The organism is Pseudobdellovibrionaceae bacterium (assembly GCA_019637875.1).
Lineage (GTDB): Bacteria > Bdellovibrionota > Bdellovibrionia > Bdellovibrionales > Bdellovibrionaceae > JAHBUW01.
On record JAHBUW010000003.1, the window covers coordinates 236,547 to 256,023 of the forward strand.

20 protein-coding genes are annotated in these 19,477 nt (G+C 57.1%); 6 read left to right on the forward strand and 14 right to left on the reverse strand.

The genetic code is table 11. The features are described 5' to 3' along the window. Position 1: 1 nt before the first annotated feature. The 3 genes from KF767_05870 to KF767_05880 all read left to right on the forward strand — a co-directional run bounded on the left by KF767_05870 (position 2) and on the right by KF767_05880 (position 3,232). Positions 2 to 526: a TIGR03546 family protein gene (locus tag KF767_05870; GenBank protein ID MBX3017397.1), complete on the forward strand. Its 525-nt coding sequence runs from the start codon at positions 2 to 4 to the stop codon at positions 524 to 526. A 64-nt stretch (positions 527 to 590) separates the two neighbouring features. Next, positions 591 to 2,606: a TIGR03545 family protein gene (locus KF767_05875; GenBank protein MBX3017398.1), complete on the forward strand. Its 2,016-nt coding sequence runs from the start codon at positions 591 to 593 to the stop codon at positions 2,604 to 2,606. 5 nt (positions 2,607 to 2,611) lie between these two features. Next, complete coding sequence (locus tag KF767_05880) at positions 2,612 to 3,232, forward strand: response regulator transcription factor (GenBank protein ID MBX3017399.1); 621 nt, start codon at positions 2,612 to 2,614, stop codon at positions 3,230 to 3,232. On the opposite strand, the gene KF767_05885 is transcribed toward KF767_05880, so the two are convergent. Then, positions 3,179 to 4,918, reverse strand: a complete 1,740-nt coding sequence (locus KF767_05885; GenBank protein ID MBX3017400.1) for a hypothetical protein — start codon at positions 4,916 to 4,918, stop codon at positions 3,179 to 3,181. The two genes, KF767_05880 and KF767_05885, sit on opposite strands and share 54 nt — an antisense overlap. 166 nt (positions 4,919 to 5,084) lie before the next feature. Between KF767_05885 and KF767_05890 the strand changes: the two genes are divergently transcribed. After that, on the forward strand, positions 5,085 to 5,570 hold the full coding sequence (locus KF767_05890; GenBank protein MBX3017401.1) for a hypothetical protein: 486 nt from the start codon (positions 5,085 to 5,087) through the stop codon (positions 5,568 to 5,570). 86 nt (positions 5,571 to 5,656) lie between these two features. Further along, on the forward strand, positions 5,657 to 6,994 hold the full coding sequence (locus tag KF767_05895; protein ID MBX3017402.1) for a hypothetical protein: 1,338 nt from the start codon (positions 5,657 to 5,659) through the stop codon (positions 6,992 to 6,994). Here the strand turns inward: KF767_05895 and KF767_05900 are convergent, their stop codons facing one another. The 3 genes from KF767_05900 to KF767_05910 all read right to left on the reverse strand — a co-directional run bounded on the left by KF767_05900 (position 6,995) and on the right by KF767_05910 (position 10,997). Beyond that, positions 6,995 to 7,642, reverse strand: coding sequence for a hypothetical protein (locus KF767_05900; protein ID MBX3017403.1), 648 nt, complete (start codon positions 7,640 to 7,642; stop codon positions 6,995 to 6,997). 95 nt (positions 7,643 to 7,737) lie between these two features. Then, positions 7,738 to 9,264 (reverse strand): DUF1552 domain-containing protein, encoded by a 1,527-nt coding sequence (locus KF767_05905; protein MBX3017404.1) that lies wholly within the window; start codon positions 9,262 to 9,264, stop codon positions 7,738 to 7,740. After that, positions 9,261 to 10,997 (reverse strand): DUF1588 domain-containing protein, encoded by a 1,737-nt coding sequence (locus KF767_05910; GenBank protein MBX3017405.1) that lies wholly within the window; start codon positions 10,995 to 10,997, stop codon positions 9,261 to 9,263. The genes KF767_05905 and KF767_05910 overlap by 4 nt, the downstream gene beginning before the upstream one ends. 253 nt (positions 10,998 to 11,250) lie before the next feature. On the opposite strand from KF767_05910, the gene KF767_05915 reads away from it, so the two are divergent. Then, the gene (locus KF767_05915) at positions 11,251 to 12,873 is read left to right on the forward strand and encodes a L,D-transpeptidase family protein (protein ID MBX3017406.1); all 1,623 of its coding nucleotides are present in this window, start codon (positions 11,251 to 11,253) and stop codon (positions 12,871 to 12,873) included. 204 nt (positions 12,874 to 13,077) lie between these two features. On the opposite strand, the gene KF767_05920 is transcribed toward KF767_05915, so the two are convergent. The 10 genes from KF767_05920 to rplO all read right to left on the reverse strand — a co-directional run bounded on the left by KF767_05920 (position 13,078) and on the right by rplO (position 19,475). Beyond that, positions 13,078 to 13,470, reverse strand: a complete 393-nt coding sequence (locus KF767_05920) for a hypothetical protein (protein ID MBX3017407.1) — start codon at positions 13,468 to 13,470, stop codon at positions 13,078 to 13,080. A 79-nt stretch (positions 13,471 to 13,549) separates the two neighbouring features. Next, on the reverse strand, positions 13,550 to 14,119 hold the full coding sequence (locus KF767_05925; protein MBX3017408.1) for a TlpA family protein disulfide reductase: 570 nt from the start codon (positions 14,117 to 14,119) through the stop codon (positions 13,550 to 13,552). Between the two features lie 120 nt (positions 14,120 to 14,239). Then, entirely contained in the window at positions 14,240 to 14,803 is a 564-nt protein-coding gene (gene rplQ / locus KF767_05930; GenBank protein ID MBX3017409.1) for a 50S ribosomal protein L17, read from the reverse strand. 19 nt (positions 14,804 to 14,822) lie between these two features. Further along, positions 14,823 to 15,848 (reverse strand): DNA-directed RNA polymerase subunit alpha, encoded by a 1,026-nt coding sequence (locus KF767_05935; GenBank protein MBX3017410.1) that lies wholly within the window; start codon positions 15,846 to 15,848, stop codon positions 14,823 to 14,825. Between the two features lie 195 nt (positions 15,849 to 16,043). Further along, complete coding sequence (rpsK, locus tag KF767_05940; protein ID MBX3017411.1) at positions 16,044 to 16,448, reverse strand: 30S ribosomal protein S11; 405 nt, start codon at positions 16,446 to 16,448, stop codon at positions 16,044 to 16,046. A 16-nt stretch (positions 16,449 to 16,464) separates the two neighbouring features. Then, positions 16,465 to 16,839, reverse strand: coding sequence for a 30S ribosomal protein S13 (gene rpsM / locus KF767_05945; GenBank protein MBX3017412.1), 375 nt, complete (start codon positions 16,837 to 16,839; stop codon positions 16,465 to 16,467). Positions 16,840 to 16,842: 3 nt separating this feature from the next. Further along, positions 16,843 to 16,956 (reverse strand): 50S ribosomal protein L36, encoded by a 114-nt coding sequence (gene rpmJ / locus KF767_05950; protein MBX3017413.1) that lies wholly within the window; start codon positions 16,954 to 16,956, stop codon positions 16,843 to 16,845. 123 nt (positions 16,957 to 17,079) lie between these two features. Beyond that, positions 17,080 to 17,718 carry an adenylate kinase gene (locus KF767_05955; protein MBX3017414.1) on the reverse strand — a complete coding sequence of 213 codons (639 nt, stop codon included), beginning with the start codon at positions 17,716 to 17,718 and terminating at the stop codon, positions 17,080 to 17,082. Then, positions 17,719 to 19,041 (reverse strand): preprotein translocase subunit SecY, encoded by a 1,323-nt coding sequence (gene secY, locus KF767_05960; protein MBX3017415.1) that lies wholly within the window; start codon positions 19,039 to 19,041, stop codon positions 17,719 to 17,721. It lies immediately after the preceding gene. After that, on the reverse strand, positions 19,041 to 19,475 hold the full coding sequence (rplO, locus tag KF767_05965; protein ID MBX3017416.1) for a 50S ribosomal protein L15: 435 nt from the start codon (positions 19,473 to 19,475) through the stop codon (positions 19,041 to 19,043). Before rplO ends, secY begins: the two co-directional genes overlap by 1 nt. Between the last annotated feature and the right edge of the window lie 2 nt (positions 19,476 to 19,477).

Consider the following 19,477-nt stretch of genomic DNA (forward strand, 5'->3'; position numbering starts at 1 on the left):
CATGACCTTACTGCTCAAGCAGATCTTCGCGTTCTTCAAGCTCCTCAACTCCGACACCGGCACGAACCAGCTCGCCGCGGGGTTGGCGATGGGACTCGTCCTCGGCTTCTCGCCGATCCTATCGCTGCAAACCTTGATCGCTTTCGTGATCATCTTTTTCTTCCGCGTGCAGATCGGGGCGGCCTTCGTTGCGGCCTTCTTCTTCAAATTCACGGCCTTCCTGCTCGACCCGGTTTGCGATCAGCTGGGTCGCGCGGTCCTCGAGGCCGAGGGCCTGCGCCCCGTCTTCGTCAGCCTGTACAATATGCCGCTCGTGCCGCTGACCCGCTTCAATAACTCGATCGTCATGGGTTCGGGGGTTATCGCCTTCGTCCTCGCGATTCCGGCGTTCTTCATATTCAAAGCCTTGATCATCAAATACCGCGCGACCGTCGTTGCGCGCTTCCGCGAAACCAAGATCTGGAAAGCTTGGGCCGGCACCACGCTCTACAAGTGGTACTCGACCTACGACAACCTTTACGGCTGATCGAGATTCACGCCGAGACCTCCGCGCGGGCCCTTCCATTTTTCTATTTTAAGGAATTTTGAATATGACAACGAAACAAGACACTCCGAAAACTCCGAAGACGCCGAAGAAGAAAGGCCCCATCCGCTGGGAAGCCATCATCCCCTTCGCGATCGTCGTGGGCCTGACCTGGGCTTACTTCTTCTTCCTGTTCGACTCGCATTTGCGTTGGGCCATGGAAACCGGCGGCTACCAAGTCCTGGGCGCGGAGGTGAACGTCGGCAAAGTCGAAACCAGCTTCTGGAACGCGTCGCTGCGGATCCAAAACGTGCAGTGCACCGACCCCGAAAAACCGGCCTTCAACATGATCGAGGTCGGTGACATCCGCTTCGGTATGTTGTGGGACGCACTCCTTCGGGCGAAGGTGGTCGTGAACGAAATGGCCGTGGAAGGCATCAAGGTGGGAACGCCCCGCCGTCACCCCGGCCGCGTGAAGCCGCCGGAACCGGTGGACCCCAAGGCGCCCGGCGAACCCTCCGCCATGGAGAAAGAGGCCGACAAACTGAAGAAGCAAGCGATCCAGAAGGCTCAAGAAGAGTATTCGGAAAACGTCCTCGGCGATATCGCGGCCATGCTCTCGGGCACCTCCAGCCAAGACCAGCTGAAGAACATCGAAGGCACCTTGCTGTCGAAACAGCAGATGGCCGACTTTCAGAAAAACCTCGAGGAAAAGAACAAGGCCTGGCAAGAGCGTCTGAAGACCCTCCCTAAACCCGCCGAGGTTCAAGCGCTGCAGGACCGCTTGAACAAAGTCAAAACCAGCGACTTCAAAACGCCGCAAGAGCTCGCGGACAGCGTGAAGCAATTCGAAGAGATCTTCAAAGAGGCCGACGCCAAAGCGAAAAGCGTTCAGTCGGCCAGCAACGACATGAACGGCGACCTGAAGGCCTTCGAAACCGGCTTGCGCGACATCGAAGCGCAGATCAAAAAGGACGTTTCATCCCTCGAGGCCCGCTTCCGCCTGCCGAAGCTCGACGCGAAAGCGATCTCGCGCAGTCTGTTCAAACAGTACATGGATCCCTATCTCGCGAAGCTGAACCGCTTCCGCTCGGTGGTGCAGAAGTACGCGCCTCCGAATGTGATGAAAAAAGGCGAGAAAGAGCCCGAGGTCGCCATGCAACCGCGTCCCCGCACGAAGGGCGTCAGCTACGAGTTCGGCCGCCCCAACTCGTATCCGCTGTTCTGGGCGAAAAAGATCAGCGTCTCGTCGAAAGCCGGTAGCGAACCCGGTGCGGGCGACATCGCGGGCCTGATCACCGATCTGACGACCCACCAGGTGTTGATCGGCAAACCCACCGTCGCGAAGTTCACCGGAAACTTTCCCAACGACGGCATTCAAGACATCCTGGCGCAGCTCAGCCTGGACAACACCAAAGAAGCGAGCGTCGTCGCCTTCGACTTCAATGTCGGCGCCTATCCGATCAACGGCCGCGAGGTCGTGAACTCCCCCGACGTGAAACTCGCCTTCCAGAACGCGGCGGGCTCGATGAAGTCGCGCGGGACGCTGATCGGTTTGAAGGAACTGACCTTCAAACTGGAAAACAAGATGAACCAGGTGAAGTACGACGTCGCGGCGAAGAATGAAACCGTGCAAGAGATCCTGATGGGCGTCTTCAACGGCATTCCGACCGTGACCGTCGACGCCGACGTCGCGGGCACGCTTCCCGAAATGGCGGTCGAGGTGCAGTCGAACCTGGGTTACGAAATCCAGAAGGGTTTCGAAAAGCAGATTCAAGCCAAGATCAACGAAGCCAAAGCCAAGATCCAAGCCTACGTGAACGAACAGATCGGCGCGGAAAAGGCGAAAATCGACGCCGAGGTCGCGAAGCTGAAGAATCAAGGTGAAGCCGAAGTCAAAAAAGTCCAAACCCAACTTGAAGCGCAGAAAGCCCAAGCGCAGGCGAAGGTCGACCAAGCCAAGAAGGACTTCGAAAACCAAGCGCAAGCGGCCGCAAAAAAAGAAGAAGAAAAAGCCAAAGCCGGCGTGAAGAAAGAGGCCGAAAAGGCCGCCGAAGATCTGAAGAAAAAACTGGGCTGGTAGGCCTCATGTTGACGGACATCCTGGCCTGCGAAGACCACCCTTTTCTGCAGATCGGCCTGAAGGCCTCTTTGCTGGCCTCGATACCCGACCTGAAGTCGCTGCGTTTGGCCGGAAACGGCGCGGACGCACTCCGTTTGGCCCGGGAAAAACGTCCGGACCTGGTGATCGTGGATCTGGGACTTCCTGATATGTCCGGCCTCGATTTGATTCTACGTTTGAAAGAACTTTGGTCGGGAATTCGCATCCTGGTCGTCACGAGCTGCGACAATCCTTCGATACTGCGGCAAGCGAGGAAAATCGGGGTCGCCGGCATCCTTCAGAAATCTTCGCCCCCCGAACTCCTCGTTCACGCGCTGGAAATCGCGAAACTGAAGGACGGAGTTTTCCTGGATCCCGCCGTCCGGCGCCTCCTGCAAGAGCATGAAGATATCGAATTCACCGCGCGAGAGTTCGAAATCCTGCAGGAAATCATCCAGGGTCGCTCGAATCAGCAGATCGCGGACAAGCTGCACTGCGCGCTGACGACGGTGCGCTTTCATCGCGCCAACATTCTGCAGAAAGCCAACGTGCGATCAGGCGCGGAACTCGCGGCCTGGTTCACGCGGGGGCAAAGTCAACGTCACTGAAGTCCCCCGCCCCTCCTCCGAAGCGAACTCGAGACGTCCATGATGAAGGTCCACGAAACGCCGGGCGATTGAAAGCCCCAAGCCAAATCCGAGGGGCCGCGCGGTGGACCCGTCCAAGAGACCCGGCGACGGAGACCTGGCAAACTCGAGTTGTCTCGCGGACATGCCCGAGCCGAAGTCCCGGATGCGCACCTGGAGCGCGGTGATTCCATCAAGGTCCGTCACCTCTTCCAGGAAGATCTCGACGCTCTGTCCGGATGACGACGCGCGAATCGCGTTGGTCAAAAGGTTCCGCACGACGGACTCGATCATGACGCTGTCACCATCGATGATGAGCGGTTGACGGGTCAGCGCGAGGTGAATCCGGACTTCGTGGATGAGCGAAAGACTTTCGAGATTGTTCACCAGCTCCTTGAGAAGAACCACCATATCGAAGGAGCGGACGATGGGGCGGAACTGATTTTCCTGCGTACGGACCCAGGGCAGGATATTGGCGACCATGTCTTTCGAGGCGAAAAGCGAGTCCACGAGGATTCTGGTTTGCGGTTTGAGCTCGGGTCCGGCCTTCCGGTCGAGATGGCTTGAAAGATACGATTGCGCTTGCAGAAACCCCGAAAGATCGTGGGCGACCATCGAAAGCAGGCGCGCCTTGAATTCAAGGTTTTCGTTCAGGCGGTTCTCGATTTTCTTTTGGACGGTGATATTTCTCAGAAAGATGATCCGCCCGGAGGGCTCACCCGAAAACGTCGCCAGTACTTCAAGATCCGGGGTAAAGAAAAGTCTTTCGCCGCTTTTGTCCATCGTCTCGATTTCGTCGCGGGCGAGATCGACTCCGGGAAAGGCCTGGTGAAAAGGACGCCCCAAGGGCTCTTTCAGCGAAAAGAAAGAGACCGCGACCCTGTTCACGGCGCGAATTCGGTCGTTGGCGTCGACGACGATGACGGGGTCCGGAAATTCGTTGAAGACGCGGCTCATGGCCAGCGGAACGATATCAAGCAGCCCCAACTTCAAGGCGGCGACGATGATTCCGATCTGGCTGAATAGGAACGTTCCGCTCGCAAGCAGAAGCCAACGTAGCGGCGACCCCGAAAGAACGCAGTAAATGTCCACGCCCGCGGCAAGTAGGCTCGAGACGATCAGAAGGACGATCTGCGCGCGGCGGGCACCGCGCTCCTTGAAGAAAAAGAAGATTCCGCAGAGGAGCGAGGCGCCGACCATAAACATCGACCAGGCATAGTGGACGGGAAACCACGCGCCCGTCGAGTACTGAAGAACGGAAAAACCGCTGACGGTGATCGGCTGGAAGTCGCGGATGATGAAGTCCCGTCCCGCGGGGAATATCGTCAGTAGCACCGTGACGACTCCAGGCGCCACGATCACCCCGGAAAACCAACGGCTTTTCCCCCACTCCCAACACCCATAGAGGGAAAGAACGAACAAAAACCAGATCGAAGCCAAAGGCCCCAGCCCCAGAAACCTCATGCGTGAGAACAGGATCTGGGTTTCGAAATCGCGGCTGATATATGTGCCCAGAGTGCAGAAAGAAATCACGCAGAAGGAAGACACCAAGAGCAGCATCCAACGAACCGGAGTCAGCCCGCGCGACGAAAAAAAATAGTTCAGAACGACCATCGCCACGATGAAATTGAGGATGTTCAGGAACAAAAGGACGAACGGAAGGGCCATATGCACCGAGTATGGGGCTCCCACCCTTCGTAAGGCCAGCGCGGAAACGGATTTTTCCGCGGCCCCTACATCCGTAGGGGGCGCCGGAACTCCCGGGATGATTCAATTGGAATCAGGCTCCCTGAAGTGATCTGAGGAAAGCGGTGAATCCATGTCAATAAAGTCGATGTTGCTCGGCTCCATCCTGTCGGTTCTGATTGGCGTTTCCGCGTCGGGCGCGCCTCCGGCCGGTCAGCTTCGCTGGTCCGACTTCCAGATTGGCGGCATTTCCACATGGCAAGGATCGGGGCAAAGCGGCGGGGGGGTCGTCCGCATACTTCCGGCCTACGGTCTGAACGACGCTTGGATCGTCGGGGCGAGTTTGGACGCCGCCTATCTGAAGCTGGATACCGACGTCGGCTTCGCGGGGATCGGACTCATGGCCTATGTCAGAAAAGAGATCGCCGATTCCTGGAGCCTTCAACTGAATGCCGGTCTACAGACATGGACCTGCGACGGATGCGGGACCAAGCCCGTGCTCGGCCCCACGCTTTCACGCGAAGTTTCTTTCACGCGTTGGCCGTGGGTGCAAAGCCTGTGGCTGGCCTATCTTCCCGTCCTGCATGACGAAACGGCCCATGAGCTTCAGCTGGGGGCGGGACTTCATTTCTGATGATGGAAGATGCCGCGTCGATACGGAGGCCGCTGCGCACCGTGGCCTGGCTGACGCACGGCCGGCCGGAGACTCTCGCGCGTTCCGTGAAGAGCTTCGTCGATGGCTCGGGACCGGCGGCCGCCTCCTATCGCTACATCATTTCTGAATCGGGCCGTGGCGCGGGGATGCATCCCATGGACATCCCGTCGAGCCGCGTCCTCCGTATCGACGAGCTCTACCGGGAAAGATGGATCGCCCGACTGGAAGAGTCCTTAAGCGATCTTGGCTATCGTCCGGGGATCGCGAAGTTCGCACTGAGCTGCGCTCATCCGGAGGGTTCGGAAGGCAGCCACCGGAATGCGATCACCCTGCTTTCGCAAGGCGAGCCCTGCCTGTGCGCGGACGACGACGTGATCTTCGACATCAAGTCCCTTCCGGACTCGGCAACGACTGACTCCACGCCCACGGCCTATCCGTTTCACCCGTTCCGAGACTCCGCCCAATTGGATGAATTTGAACGGGATGCCGAATCCATCCCGGTTCAGGAATTCATGCGACTCCACGAAACGGCCTTGCAGGTCGCGACATTCTCGTCGCCGGGTCTCCGCGGCGATTCGGCCTATGGCGGCGCGAGATTCATTTTCACTTTTCCCGATTCCGCGCTCGAAGCTCATTGCCGCCGTGCCAACTTCGTCGCGACGGCGCTCTCCAGCCGGATCATGTGGCGCCAGGCCGCGCGAAATCATCTCGTGCCTTACGCGGCGATAGCGACATATCTGTTCGGCATGGACGGGCGATTGAATCTGGCGCCTTGCTTTCCCTTCCACCGCAATGTCGACGGCGCCTTCATCTACGCGACGAAGGCGTTGAATCCGGAAGCCCGGACGGCTCACTTGCAGACCAGCGTTCTGCACCGACCGCCCGTCGATCGCGGTCGGTATCCCAGTCTGGAGACGCTGGAGTTCCGCATCAACGATCTGCTGTGGTTGATCTGGAGCGAATGGCTGAGGGAGGTTCCGGCCGCGATGTCCTCCGCGGATCGCCACGAACTGGCGTCCCGCCACTTCCGCGAAATCGGCTCGCGGCCCCTGGAGGCCTTCGGCGAGTTCCTGCGGGGCCTAGCGGTTCGCAGTCTCTTGGAACGCGCGGCCCAGCTTGAAGCCCAGGTCCACCGCCTGCGGGAAAAATCCGGAATCGCGGGCCTTCCGGCGTGGACGGAGCTCGCGGCGAAAGAAGTCGCCCTGTGCCGCAAGATCGCCCTGGACGCGAACACCGGATCTGAATGGGCGAAGGCGCTACCGCTGGAAAGCCACGGACCGGATCGACGCGACGACGACCGCTTGCGGATCACCCGAGAATGGATTCTCAGTTACGGCTGGCTGCTCGCGGCCTGGCCCGTGATGCGCAAGACGACGCGCGACGAATTTCTGAAAGACTTCTAGTCACGAGCCCCCGAAGACACGAATGCTCGCATCGAAGGTCGGATTTGTCGGGTCATTCGTCTGGATCGAGATGTCGGCGGTTTCAACTCCCCAACTGCCGTTCACGGGAAGCCCGCCCAGTTGACACCACCCTCCGCCGGGGTGCACGAGTTCGACCTGAAACTCCGTCGAGGCTCCGGCCGCGACCGGCATCGTCGGCGACAGAGTCACGCCGAAACTGTAATCGCCCGCCACTCCGTTCACCGGTCCACCGGTATAGTCCGACGTTTTGCTCACCGAAACGACCGGCCCCACGCCCTGAAGTACGCCCGGTCCGTTGTTGAGGAGCCTGAAACTGAAACCACCGACGGGTTGCTCCATGCAGACTAGATCGTGAGTGCCTGACGGCAAAAGATCCTCCCACGTATTCGGAGGCCAATTTTTTTTGACCTGCAGGACCAACTCCGGCGCGGCTCCACCACCCGGAGCACCTGGCCCCTCCGAAGGCTTTGAGGCCGCGGTGGGCAACCCCTTCCCGCAGGAAATCAAGGCCCAGCAGCAGACCGACAGGCCCAGCGAGGATTGAAGATTGGCAAGATGTCTGTTGATCGCGGACTGACCGATAAGGCTCATGATCTTCCCCTTTTGCTCGAACTCGATCCAATGCATGCCCTGTCTTCGATGATCGGGAAGAAAAAGACTCCTGAACCCGTACATGGGTAGGGGCCAGGCCATTTTTTTTCAGCTCCACACCCCTTGGGCGCCTAGCCTTTCAGGAGGCCGGGTAGGATCGTGGTGCGCGAACGTCTCCAAGCGGTCGGTAAATTCCGCGACCGCGCGTAGTCCGCATAAGGGTCCCAGCCGGGCGAGTCCGAGCCCCAGCCATTGCCCACCTTCGGATAAGAATAGTCGCTCGCCTCAAGGCCCATGAGCTTCAGGATCGTCACCAGAAGCTGGGAATAGTTGCGTCCGGGATAGATCAGCTCTTGGCCCGATCCGCTCCCCAGGGGCTGCGCCTCGCGCGCAGAGTAGTCGATGTACTGGCCCGTATTGATCACGCTTCCGCCACCGATCAGCACCACGGGCATATCGAAGTAGCTGTGGGTATGCCCGTCGCCCATGGTGTTCCCGTAGAAAATCAGCGTATTGTCGATGTAGCGCTGCCCCGTGGTCCCTTCCTCGACGTTCAACTGATCGTAGAAGTAGCTCACGCAAGAGGCGAACCAGCGCTGGATTTGCAACATTCCCGCACCGGACATACTTTCGTGAGTCAAACTGTGGTAGCCGCCGCTCAATCCCAGCTTGTCGTAAACGCGATCGTCGGTCTGGCGATTCAGAGTGAAGGTGAACAGATTCGACATCCCGCACTTGAGCGCGATGGCCATCACGTCGATGCTCGCCTTGGCCAGGTTGTAATCCGGCGCTTCTTCGTTGAACTTCATGCCGGTCAAACTCGGGCCCGTGCAACTTAACGTCGCCATCGAGTCGTGAAGATCGCTGAGCTTCGAAAAGTGTTCGTCCAACTGACGGCGGTCCGCCGCCGACAGACGCGAGTTGCGTTTCAAACGGTCGTAGTCTTCTTTCACCAGATCCACGACCTTGCGTTTACGCTGACCCGCCTTGGGGTTATCGACGTCACCGAACAGGCTCTTGTGAAGATCCCAAACCCAGGGGTGCACGCCCCAGCTCGCGACTTCGTTCTTCGCGGAATCGTAGGTATAGCTCAGCGAAGAACCGTAATCGAGCGATGCCGTGACCAGGCGGCGCTTCGGGGCCGTCGGATAGATCTTCGCGTGATTCGCCATCATCACGTCGATGGTGGGACCGATCTGACTTTCAAAAACCTCGTAGCCAAGATTACCTCCCAGCATCGCGGTCAACTGATGGCCCTGTTTGTTCTCCCATAGTCCGTCGAGCCCGCGCAGGATGTTCATGTCCTCGCGGATTTTTCCCGAGAACGCATTCCGCCCCACGGGCGTGGCGCCGCTGAAACTGTAAGAGTTCTGAAACACGTTCGAGACCGACCCCGAAATCGAACTCAATGCCGAGCGACGAAAACCTTTGTCCGCCGCATTCACGATGGGCATCGAACTCGGAGACATCGTCGGGTACCAATCCGGTGACCAGCGCCCGTTGTCACCGCCGATCGAAACCAATCGCTTCAATTTTCCACTTTGCGTGGCCGCACGCGACTCCGCCGCGCTCATCAGCGAACCCAACATGGGAAGATACAAAATACTCCCCCCAAGGCCTTGCAGAAAATGACGGCGACTGAAGCGGTTATACTTCATAACTCTCCCGGCAACCGGTACAAGATCTCGCGGCGGGCATAGTAGCTTTTCATCATATCCAGAATGCTCCCGTCGGAACTCGCCAGCACTTTGGCCATCTCTTCGAACTCGCAACCTTGCGCCGACGTTTTCCCCAGGCCCGAGGTAAACTGATAGTAACGTTTCGCCATACATAGCGGCCCTTGATGACCGCTCACGATACGCTCCACCAGATCCTGGCTATCATTGAAATTCACGGGCGCACGATCGACGTAAGCCGAGCCCGAAGTCTGCACCCCGTGGGTGCGGCTTTGACCTTCACTCGAAACGACCTCCGTCGTCCGTTGGCCCCCAAGTCCCGAGTAAGACTCAAACGCGAATCCCAATGAGTTGATTTGCGAGTGGCATCCCATACAGGACGGGGCCCGGGTGATGTCCTCGGTCTGCTTGCGCGTGGAATCCAAAGGACTGAACGATCCCAGATTCGAAAACACGCTGTCCGGTGGCGCCATGAGTTCATCGCAAAGCATATCCGAGCGCAGGCGTGCCCCGCGCACGATCGGTCCCGTGCGTCCATCGGCCTTGACCATCAACATCCCCGCCCGGGTCATGAGTCCGCGACGCTCGGCGGGTCCCGCGACCGGAGTGCTTGAGCGAGTGACGCCGTAGACTTGAGCGAGTTCCGCCGAGTTCGGCACCAACAGATTCGAAGTCATCAGATCACGATAACTTCCCGAGGTCCCCCAGGTGATATGGCGAGTGTAGGCGCGAATCTCGGCAATCGCCGAATCGCGCAGCCGATCCGGATTCAAACCGCTCGTGCCCAACCCCACTTCGGAGACCTTGGGAATCTGCGAGGTTCTGAGCCACTGATCGTAAAAATCGCGCGTCGTTCGCTCCGCCTCGGGCATCGCGAAAAGACGCTCGATGATTTGACCGCGACTCTCTTCCTTCACCAATTCGCCGTTCGCGGCCGACGTCAGCAACCAATTCGGAGGCGGCCCGCCGATGATCCCGTACGCCAAGCGCGTGGCGATTTCGAAATCGTTCAACGCGTAGACCTGACCGGAGCCGTCGAAGGGGCCCTCGACTTTGTAAAGGAAATCCGGTGACTGCATCAGGTACTGAGCGACGAGCGAGATGGCTTCGTATTTGTCGGCGTTCAGCGAGTCCTTGTGAATCGCCAGCAAACGTTCGACTTCGTCCACGGTTGGCGGACGCCGGTACATCCGGTAAGCCAGCGCGCCGTAACTTTTGCGCAGGCAGACGTCTCCGGGGCGCGCCTCGGTCACGAAACAGTTTCCGCCAAGCATCGCCGTCAAGGCGCCGGCGTCCGGAAAATCCTTCAGCTTGGCGGCAAAGGCGTTCGCCACGGTTTCCGAGATCGCCCCGTAGGCTTCCACTTCGTTGAACTGCACCGAACGCGAGATGGTCGAATCGAAATCCAATCGCGTGTGCGCCAAGCTCAAACTTTCGCGGGGCAAACTCGCCAACGCGCCTTCGATCACGCTGGCACTCACGAAGCCGCCATAAAGATCCTTGAGGCTATGCGAGAATTCACGGGCCGTCAGACGCGCGTTCGCTTTGGACGTGAGATTGAGCCCACCCGTGCAAAGAGCGCCCAGGCTTTGGCTCAGACCGAGACTTTCCGCCGAAGGAACTTGAAAGCTGGGGGAGCAGTTGTTGAAGAGGACGGCGCACGCCACGCACCCGCTTGCCACAGACAAGAACTTGAAAGACGCGCTCAGCCCCATGCAGATATTGTCGACGCCTGCCCAAAAGTTCTCAATGGCAGGAGCCCTCCGAGAGCGATCTTGGGACGTTCCCGCGCGAGAGGCGTGAAGCTCGACTGAGAAGGTGTCTCAAAATCAAAGCCTTCCCATCTCAAAACTGGAGGCCCTGGAACTTCCTACCCTGCAGAAATTACAGGTTCTCCGCCTCTTTTGACATTCTGCGTCATATCGACTAAGACCAGCTTCCGAAATCAAACTCGGGAGAAAAATCACGATGAAGATCACACTGCCTTCGCAACGGACCCGGATCGCCTTTCTGATGTTGGCCGTCGGAGCTCTCGCGGCCAACGCCGCCAAAGCGCAGACCGCGCCTTCAAGCATCGCCGCTCCGGTGGCGGGTGAAACCGCGTCGACCGGCGCCGGCATCGTTACGCCGGCCCCGTTGGGTTGGGATGCGATGAACTCGCAAGATCTCGCCGTGATGGCGGACTTCGTGATTCGCACGAGCGAAGAACACGGCCTGTTCCTGACCGCGAACGAGCAACGTCAGATCGACCAGCTCCGGATGATGAGTCCCGAGTCGGCGCGCGCGACGCTGATCCCGATGTTCGTGTCGATGGCGCGCCAGCTGAACGGCGGCCGTCTGACGCCCACGGATGTGGGTAACGACATCCGCTTCAAACGTAAAATGATGAAAGAGGACGAGCTGCAAAAGCACGTCGTCGCCGCGCAAGGTTCGCGCGAAAAGCTGAACGCCGCGATCGCACCGCAAATCATCGAGTACAAGATGCTCGTGAAAATGATGGCGCGTCTGAAGCAACAGAAAGCGGAGCAAGTCGCCAATCCCCTGCCCGAGATTCCCGCGGTGAAAAAGCCGCTCAAACTCGGTAGCGTGGACGCGTCGATTCCCGCGATCAAAATGCGCCTGGCGGCCCTCGGTTTCCCCATCTCGTCGATGGACAACAAATTCGATCGCGACACCGAGATGGCCGTCGCCGATGTCCAACGTCAGATGAAATTTAAACCCGACCGGGTGATCTCGCCCAAGGGTTCGACGTTGCGTTACCTGTCGACGTCCGTCGATGCCCGCATTCAGCAGGTACGTGCGGATTTAGAAAAACTCCGTTGGTTGCCGCAAGATCCGGGGCGCAAGTACATCTTCGTCAATCTCGCGTTCTCGAGCCTGATCTTGATGGACTATAATCAATCAAACCCCGTCGTCATGAACTTCCGCACGATCAACGGACGTGTGGATCGCAAAACGCCATCGATGGCCGACAAAATCTTTCAGGTGATTTTGAATCCGTTTTGGACGGTTCCTCCGACCGTCTTCATCAAAGACAAAGTCGAAGCCATTAAACAGCTGAGCTATTGGGAAATTGATCACTACTTCGCGCAAAACCATTACACGGTCGTCAGCGAGAACTTCCGGACACAGTACAATCCGTCGTCGATTGATTGGCACAACATCTCGTCGAGCAAAGTCGGCTTCTACATTCGCCAGTTGCCGAATTACTACAACGCCCTGGGGGTCGTGAAGTTCTCGATGACGAATGGTGAAGCGATCTATCTGCACGACACGGGTGAGCGCGGACTGTTCGTCGAAGAAAACCGTCTGCGGAGTTCGGGCTGCGTTCGCGTGGAACAACCCATGGAACTCGCCGAGTATTTGTTGAAAGGCACGAAATGGGATCGTTGGGCGATTGAAAATCACGTCGCTCGTCCCGGCGATGTTATGAGTAAAGACACGCCGATCGACCTCAAGAACGCGTCGATGAACGTTTACATGCTTCCGGTCACCAGCCATTTGGGCTCCGATCAGATCATGCGCTTCAGCGACGATGTCTATGGCCACAATTCATCGATCCGCGTTCTGACCTCAAGCGGACTCTATTAATTCCGATATATATAAATTCCGTCCCGCAAAAGATTGGGCCGGATGATCATGGAGAGCCTCGGGCAATCACCCGGGGCTTTCTGCTTTTTGGGGTGCGCCCCGATTTCGGAATCGACGTTCGCGGGGCGCCGACTTCGGAAAATTGGTGAGGCGCGGTCAATCGGCGTCGTCCCCGCCCCATCACGGCAAACGTGTTGGCCCCGCTTAGCGGGCAAATGCCGACTGATAGTCGATTCGTTCAATCATAACAGTGATGAGCGAAATGGCCGTCAAATCCGACGAGCTGTAAGCGGCACCACCCCAGCGCCCCTTTACGCAGAACAAAGTGCCGCGACGTGCGCTCATCTGGATCCCTTTTCGGACGAAATTCTCGTAACGAACCGGAATTGCCAACAGACCCGCGTAAGCTTCATCCCAGGGTTCGAGTTCGCCGAATCTCACCCGCGATTCCACTTCCAGAATGGCTTCCGGCTGGCCCGAGAAGACGTCAATCTCACCCGCGCTCCCGTCGATCAATTTTCCACAGTAAGTTGCATCGTGTTCGGCAAAGGCCGCGACCGCCAGGAACACAGTCATTAAAAACGCACAGATTTTCATCGGGGACCTCTCTTGAAATGAGGCCCTTCTAGGCCTTATCAAGGGATAGGGACTGTTAAGTTTCCGTTCTTGAAAACGATCAAGGCTTTTTGGCGAGCAGATCCCGAACGTACTGCTTAGACTCGTCCGAATACCAGTTGATGGTGCCCACGATTTTCGTCACGAGTTTCCCATCGACGCCCGCCAGATAAGACTCAGGGAGGCGGTCTACCTGGTAAGCTTTCCCGATCTCGCGCGATTCGTCCCAGACCACATGGATCGCGGGATCGTTCCCGTCCGGGAACGACTTTAAGAAGGCATCGATGTCGGCACGGTTGGAATCCTGGCTCACGGCCAAAAGGACAACGTCCCCTTTAAATTCTTTCACCAGCTTGATCATCGAGGGGAATTCCTCGAGGCAAGGTGCGCACCAGGAGGCCCAGAAATTGACGATAACGATCTTCCCGTTCAGCGCCTTCATCGAGATCTGTTCGCCCGTCAGGGACGTCTTAGGGATGTCTGGCAGCCCCACATTCTCCATCTGTTCCATGAGCGACAGGCGCGCCTCTTCCGGGCTCTTCAGCGTGCGGTCCCGCCACAGAGCGAAGCCCCATAGAATCAGGGTTCCAACGATCAGGACAGCCAACAGGCCCTTCAGGTACTTAGTCATAAAAAAACCCCAGGTGTTCCTGGGGTTTTAGCAAGATTCACAAGCTTTGTTGAGCCCAAAGGGCTTAAGACCTGCAGATCCAAGCCTCTGATGCGCAGTGGGACCGCGCGGTTCAGAGCCTTACGCGCGGTTTTCAGCGCGAGACTTCGCTTGGATTTTGCGGACGTTCCGCTTCTTCGCGACTTTTGCAGCCGCGACGAGTTTTTTCGCCTTCGACTGAGCCTTCGCTTCCGAAACCTGAGCGTCAGACTTCTTCGCGGCCTTCTTCTTACCCTTCGCCTTGGTCTCAGTCGCCTCGGGCGCTACACCTTTTGCGGTTTTGTAATCGTAATCCACGAACTCGATGAAAGCCATTTCCGCCGTATCGCCCGGACGACGTCCGATTTTGATGATACGGGTATAGCCGCCAGCGCGATCTTTCATACGGGGAGCCACGTTCGAAAGGAGCGACTCAACGGTCGCTTCGTTCGGGTAACGGCTCAGCAGAAGACGGCGAGTCGCCAGTCCATCGCTCTTTTTACCGAGAGTGATCGCCTTTTCGACGTGGCGGCGAAGTTCTTTCGCCTTTTCCACGGTCGTCTTGATGCGACCATGCTCGACCAGCGAAGAGACCAGGCCTCTCCACAAAGCTTTGCGAGCGTTGAATTTACGACCAAAATATTTCGTACGTCTTCTGTGGTGCATAACCCAATTCCTTCAATTCTTACTGTTCACGCTTCTGAACGGGAGCATTCGGATCCCAGCCCGGAGGCGGCCATCCCTCGATTTTCATACCGAGGCCGAGTCCCATTTCAGACAGGATTTCTTTAATTTCATTCAGCGACTTACGGCCGAAGTTTTTCGTCTTCAGCATTTCCGCCTCGGAACGAACAACGAGCTCACCGATATAGCGGATATTGGCATTCTTCAAGCAGTTCGCCGAGCGAACCGAAAGTTCCAAGTCATCCACCGAGCGGAAGAGATTGTCGTTCAAGACCGGCGACTTGATATCCTTCGATTCTTCAACAGGCTCAAGGGATTCGTCGAAAGTCAGGAAGATTTGCAGTTGTTCTTTCAAGATCTTCGAAGACAACGAAACCGCTTCCTCGGGCTTCAGCGAACCATCGGTCCACAGCTCCAGAGTGAGGGCATCGTAATCGGTACGTTGACCGACGCGCGCATTCGAGACCGAGTAGTTCACTTTGCGAACGGGGCTGTAGAGCGCGTCCACGGGGATGAAACCCAGCGGATAAGTCGCGCTGCGAGTCTCTGCCGCGTCGTAACCGCGACCGAAGGTCACGATGATTTCGCAGTTGAAAGTCGCGTTCGCGCCCAGAGTCGCGATGTGCTGATCGGGATTCAGGATCGTCAGACGGTCCGACGACTGGATGTCCGCCGCAGTCACTTTACCGGGACCTTTTTTCGAGATCCGGAGAGTGTGAGGTTCAGCATCGAAGTGTTTGAAACGGATTTCTTTGAGGTTCAGGATGATATCCGAAACGTCCTCGAGAACGTCGGGGATCGTCGTGAACTCATGCAGAACGCCTTCGAATTTCACGGCCGAAACTGCCGAACCCATCATCGAGCTCAACAGAATACGGCGCAGGGAGTTCCCCAGAGTCACGCCATAGCCGCGCTCCAAGGGACGAATGACAAAACGAGCGTAGTCTTCCCGAAGGGTATCTTTATCGATTTCGAAACCCTTGGGCTTAATCATTTCGCGCCAAAATTTGTAATAATGCTCTTGCATAGTGCCTTCCCTTGGATGCGTTAAAAACCCCGAGTCGCACTCGACAAAAACAAAACCGCGCATCGGTTTTGCTTGTCGGGTCAACTTTGCTCGCTTGCCACGCCACAGAATATGGTGACAACAAACGAGTTGTCGAGTTCTCGCGTCCATGATGCTTCACGAACGCGATTATCGACGCAACTCATCAATCCCCGATTAGATCCGACGTTTCTTCGGAGGACGGCAACCGTTGTGCGGAACGGGTGTGATGTCCTTCAGGATATTGATACGCAGACCCGAAGCCGCGAGAGCGCGGACCGCAGGTTCACGACCCGCACCGGGTCCTTTAACGTAAACATCAACCGAGCGCATGCCGGCCTCTTGAGCCTTGCGTGCTGCATCTTCTGCCGCCATCTGCGCTGCGAACGGAGTTCCCTTACGGCTTCCTTTGAAGCCCAAGTGACCCGCCGACGACCAGCAAACGGTATCCCCGTTCGGATCGCTGATGGTGACGATGACGTTACCGAAGCCAGATTGGATTTTCACATGTCCAACCGGGACATTCTTCTTTACTTTTTTCTTCGTCGGCCCGCCGGCCTGTTTGTTCTTTTCGGTATTCAAGCAATCACCCTACGCCTTAAACGGCTTTTTTCTTGTTCGCGACAGTTTGACGAGGACCTTTGCGAGTCCGCGCGTTCGAACGAGTCCGTTGACCACGCACCGGCAAACCTTTGCGGTGACGAGTTCCACGGAAGCAGTTCAGATCCATCAGACGCTTGATCGACAAACCGATCTCACGACGAAGATCCCCTTCCACTTTCCAGTTTCCTTCGATGATCGAACGGATTTTCGCGATATGTTCATCCGACAGAGCGTCAGTGCGCATTTCCGAGGGAATACCTGCCTGTGCGCAGATTTGTTTCGAGCGCGGACGACCAATTCCGAAGATGTAGGTCAGCGCGATTTCGACTCGTTTGTTACGAGGTAAGTCGACACCAGCTAAACGAGCCATTTATTAACCCTGCCTCTGTTTGTGTTTAGAGTTTTCACAGATGACCCGGATCACGCCTTTGCGTTTGATCACCTTGCACTTGTTGCAGATCTTCTTTACAGAAGGACGCACTTTCATACCAAAGACCCCATTTTCAAAAACGGATATCCAGCCAAATTCGGAGCAGCGGAAGCTAACACCCGGAAAACCGCGTGTCCACCTCGTTTTGGGAGATTTTCCCAAGCCTTTTCTGCCCCGGATTTAACGCAAATTCCGGTTCAATTCCTCATATACGGCTTCAGCGTCCCGGTCCCCATCCATGTCCACCAACTTGCCCTGACTACGGTAATAGTCTTTGAGTGGTGCCGTGGTCTGGTCATAGGTGTTCAGGCGGTTCCCGATCACTTCAGCCTTGTCATCATTTCTCTGCACCACGGGGCCACCACACGCATCGCAAACACCCTCAGATTGGGGCGGCTTCGAAGCAACGTGGTACACCGTGCCACAATTTTTACAAACGCGGCGTCCAGTCAATCGCTCCAGAAGGACCTGACGAGGCACTTCCAGGGAGATCACCTGATCGACCGACAGTTTATTCTTTTCGAGCATGCCATCCAGGGCATTGGCTTGCGCCAGAGTGCGGGGGAAGCCGTCCAAAATAAACGCCTTTCCCGCGAGGGCCTTGAGGGCTTCTTCTACCATTCCGACGACAATGTCGTCCGGAACGAGCCCGCCAAGATCCATAAAGACCTGAGCCTTCTTGCCAAGGTCCGTCTGATTCTTAATGGCCGCCCGAAACAAATCGCCTGTGCTGATTTGGACGTACTTGTTTCTTTCGACCAGGAGGGAGGATTGAGTTCCCTTCCCGGCTCCCGGCGCACCAAACAGAATCAAATTCATTTAAAACTGAACCCTCCGGGACCGCATCTTCGCGCCCTTCAGGAACCCTTCGTATTTTTGAGTCAAAAGATGCGATTGGATCTGCTGGCTGGTATCGAGAGCGACCCCGACCAAGATCAGCAGGCTCGTTCCTCCGAAGAAGAACGGGACTTTGAGGAGCGCGGCGACCACCTGGGGCATCACGCAAAGAGTACTCAAATAGATCGCGCCACCGACGTTCACGCGATCCAGAACCTTCTGGATGTACTCGGCCGTCGACTTGCCGGCGCGAACGCCCGGGACGAATCCACCGTACTTCTTGAGGTTGTCCGCCACTTCATTCGGATTGAAGACGATTTCCGTATAGAAGAAGCAGAAGAACACGATCAGCGCGACGAACGCGATGTTGTACAGGACGCCCGTGGGGCTCAAATGGTCCTGCAGAGCCTTCAGCCAAGGAGCCGTCGAGAACTGGGCCATGGTGGCCGGGAACATCAACAGCGACGAAGCGAAGATCGGGGGAATCACACCCGAAAAGTTGATTTTGATCGGAAGATGGCTCGCGGGAACGTTCATCGCCTGCATGCCGGCGCCACGTTGCGAGTATTGAATCGGGATGCGGCGCTGAGCGACTTCCAAATAAACGACGCCCGCGATGATCGCGACCATGAAGGCGACCAAGCCCAGAGCGATCGCGCCCTGCATTTCACCGGTCGAAACCAGGGTCCAGAGCTGATGCGCGCCACGGGGAACCGAGGCCGCAATCCCCGTAAAGATGATCAGGCTGGCCCCGTTGCCGATCCCGCGCTCGGTGATCTGCTCACCCAGCCACATGATAAAGCAGGTTCCTGCCGTCAAAGTCAAAATCGTCATGACCTGGAAGGGCATGAAGCCACCCACGGTCGGGCTCAAAACGAGCGCCTTGCCGTCATGGCTGGAGTTCATCAGCCAGGTGCTAATTCCGTAACCCTGGATGATCGCCAGGACGACGGTCGCATAACGCGTGTACTGATTGATTTTACGACGGCCATGCTCGCCCTCTTTTTTCAGAGCTTCGAGCATGGGAATCGCGGAGGTCAAAAGCTGGAAAATGATCGACGCCGAGATGTACGGCATGATCCCCAAAGCGAACACAGAGAATTGCTCGAGTGCTCCACCCGTAAAGGTGTTGAACAACCCGAAAATACCCGAGCTCTGAGCCTGGAAGAAGCCCGTCACCGCATGACTGTCGACTCCGGGAGTCGGCACGTGCACGCCCACGCGATAAACCGCGAGCATGGTCAGGGTGAAGAGAATCCGTCTTGTCAGATCCGAGTTTTTCGCTGCGTCCGCTAAGTTTGCCACTATTCAATGACCTCGATTTTGCCACCGGCCTTTTCGATCAGTTCTTTGGCTTTTCCAGAGAACTTGTGAGCCTTCACGGTCAGGTTCTTTTTCAGATCTCCCTGAGCGAGAATTTTCACGGGCAACCGATGAATGATCCCGGCCTTCAAGAGTTCCTCAGGACCCACGGTTCCGTCCAGCTTATTCAGCTGAGCCAGATTCACGACGCTGTACTCAACGCGGAAAGGGTTCTTGAAACCGAACTTGGGCAGACGGCGGGACAGGGGGGTTTGACCACCCTCGAAGCCACGACGGACCTTACCGCCCGAACGAGCGATCTGACCTTTGTGACCTTTACCGGCAGTTTGTCCCAGACCTGATCCACGACCACGGCCGATACGCTTCTGATAATGTGTCGAGCCCGGCTTAGGGGCCAATTGAGAAAGAAGGCTCATGA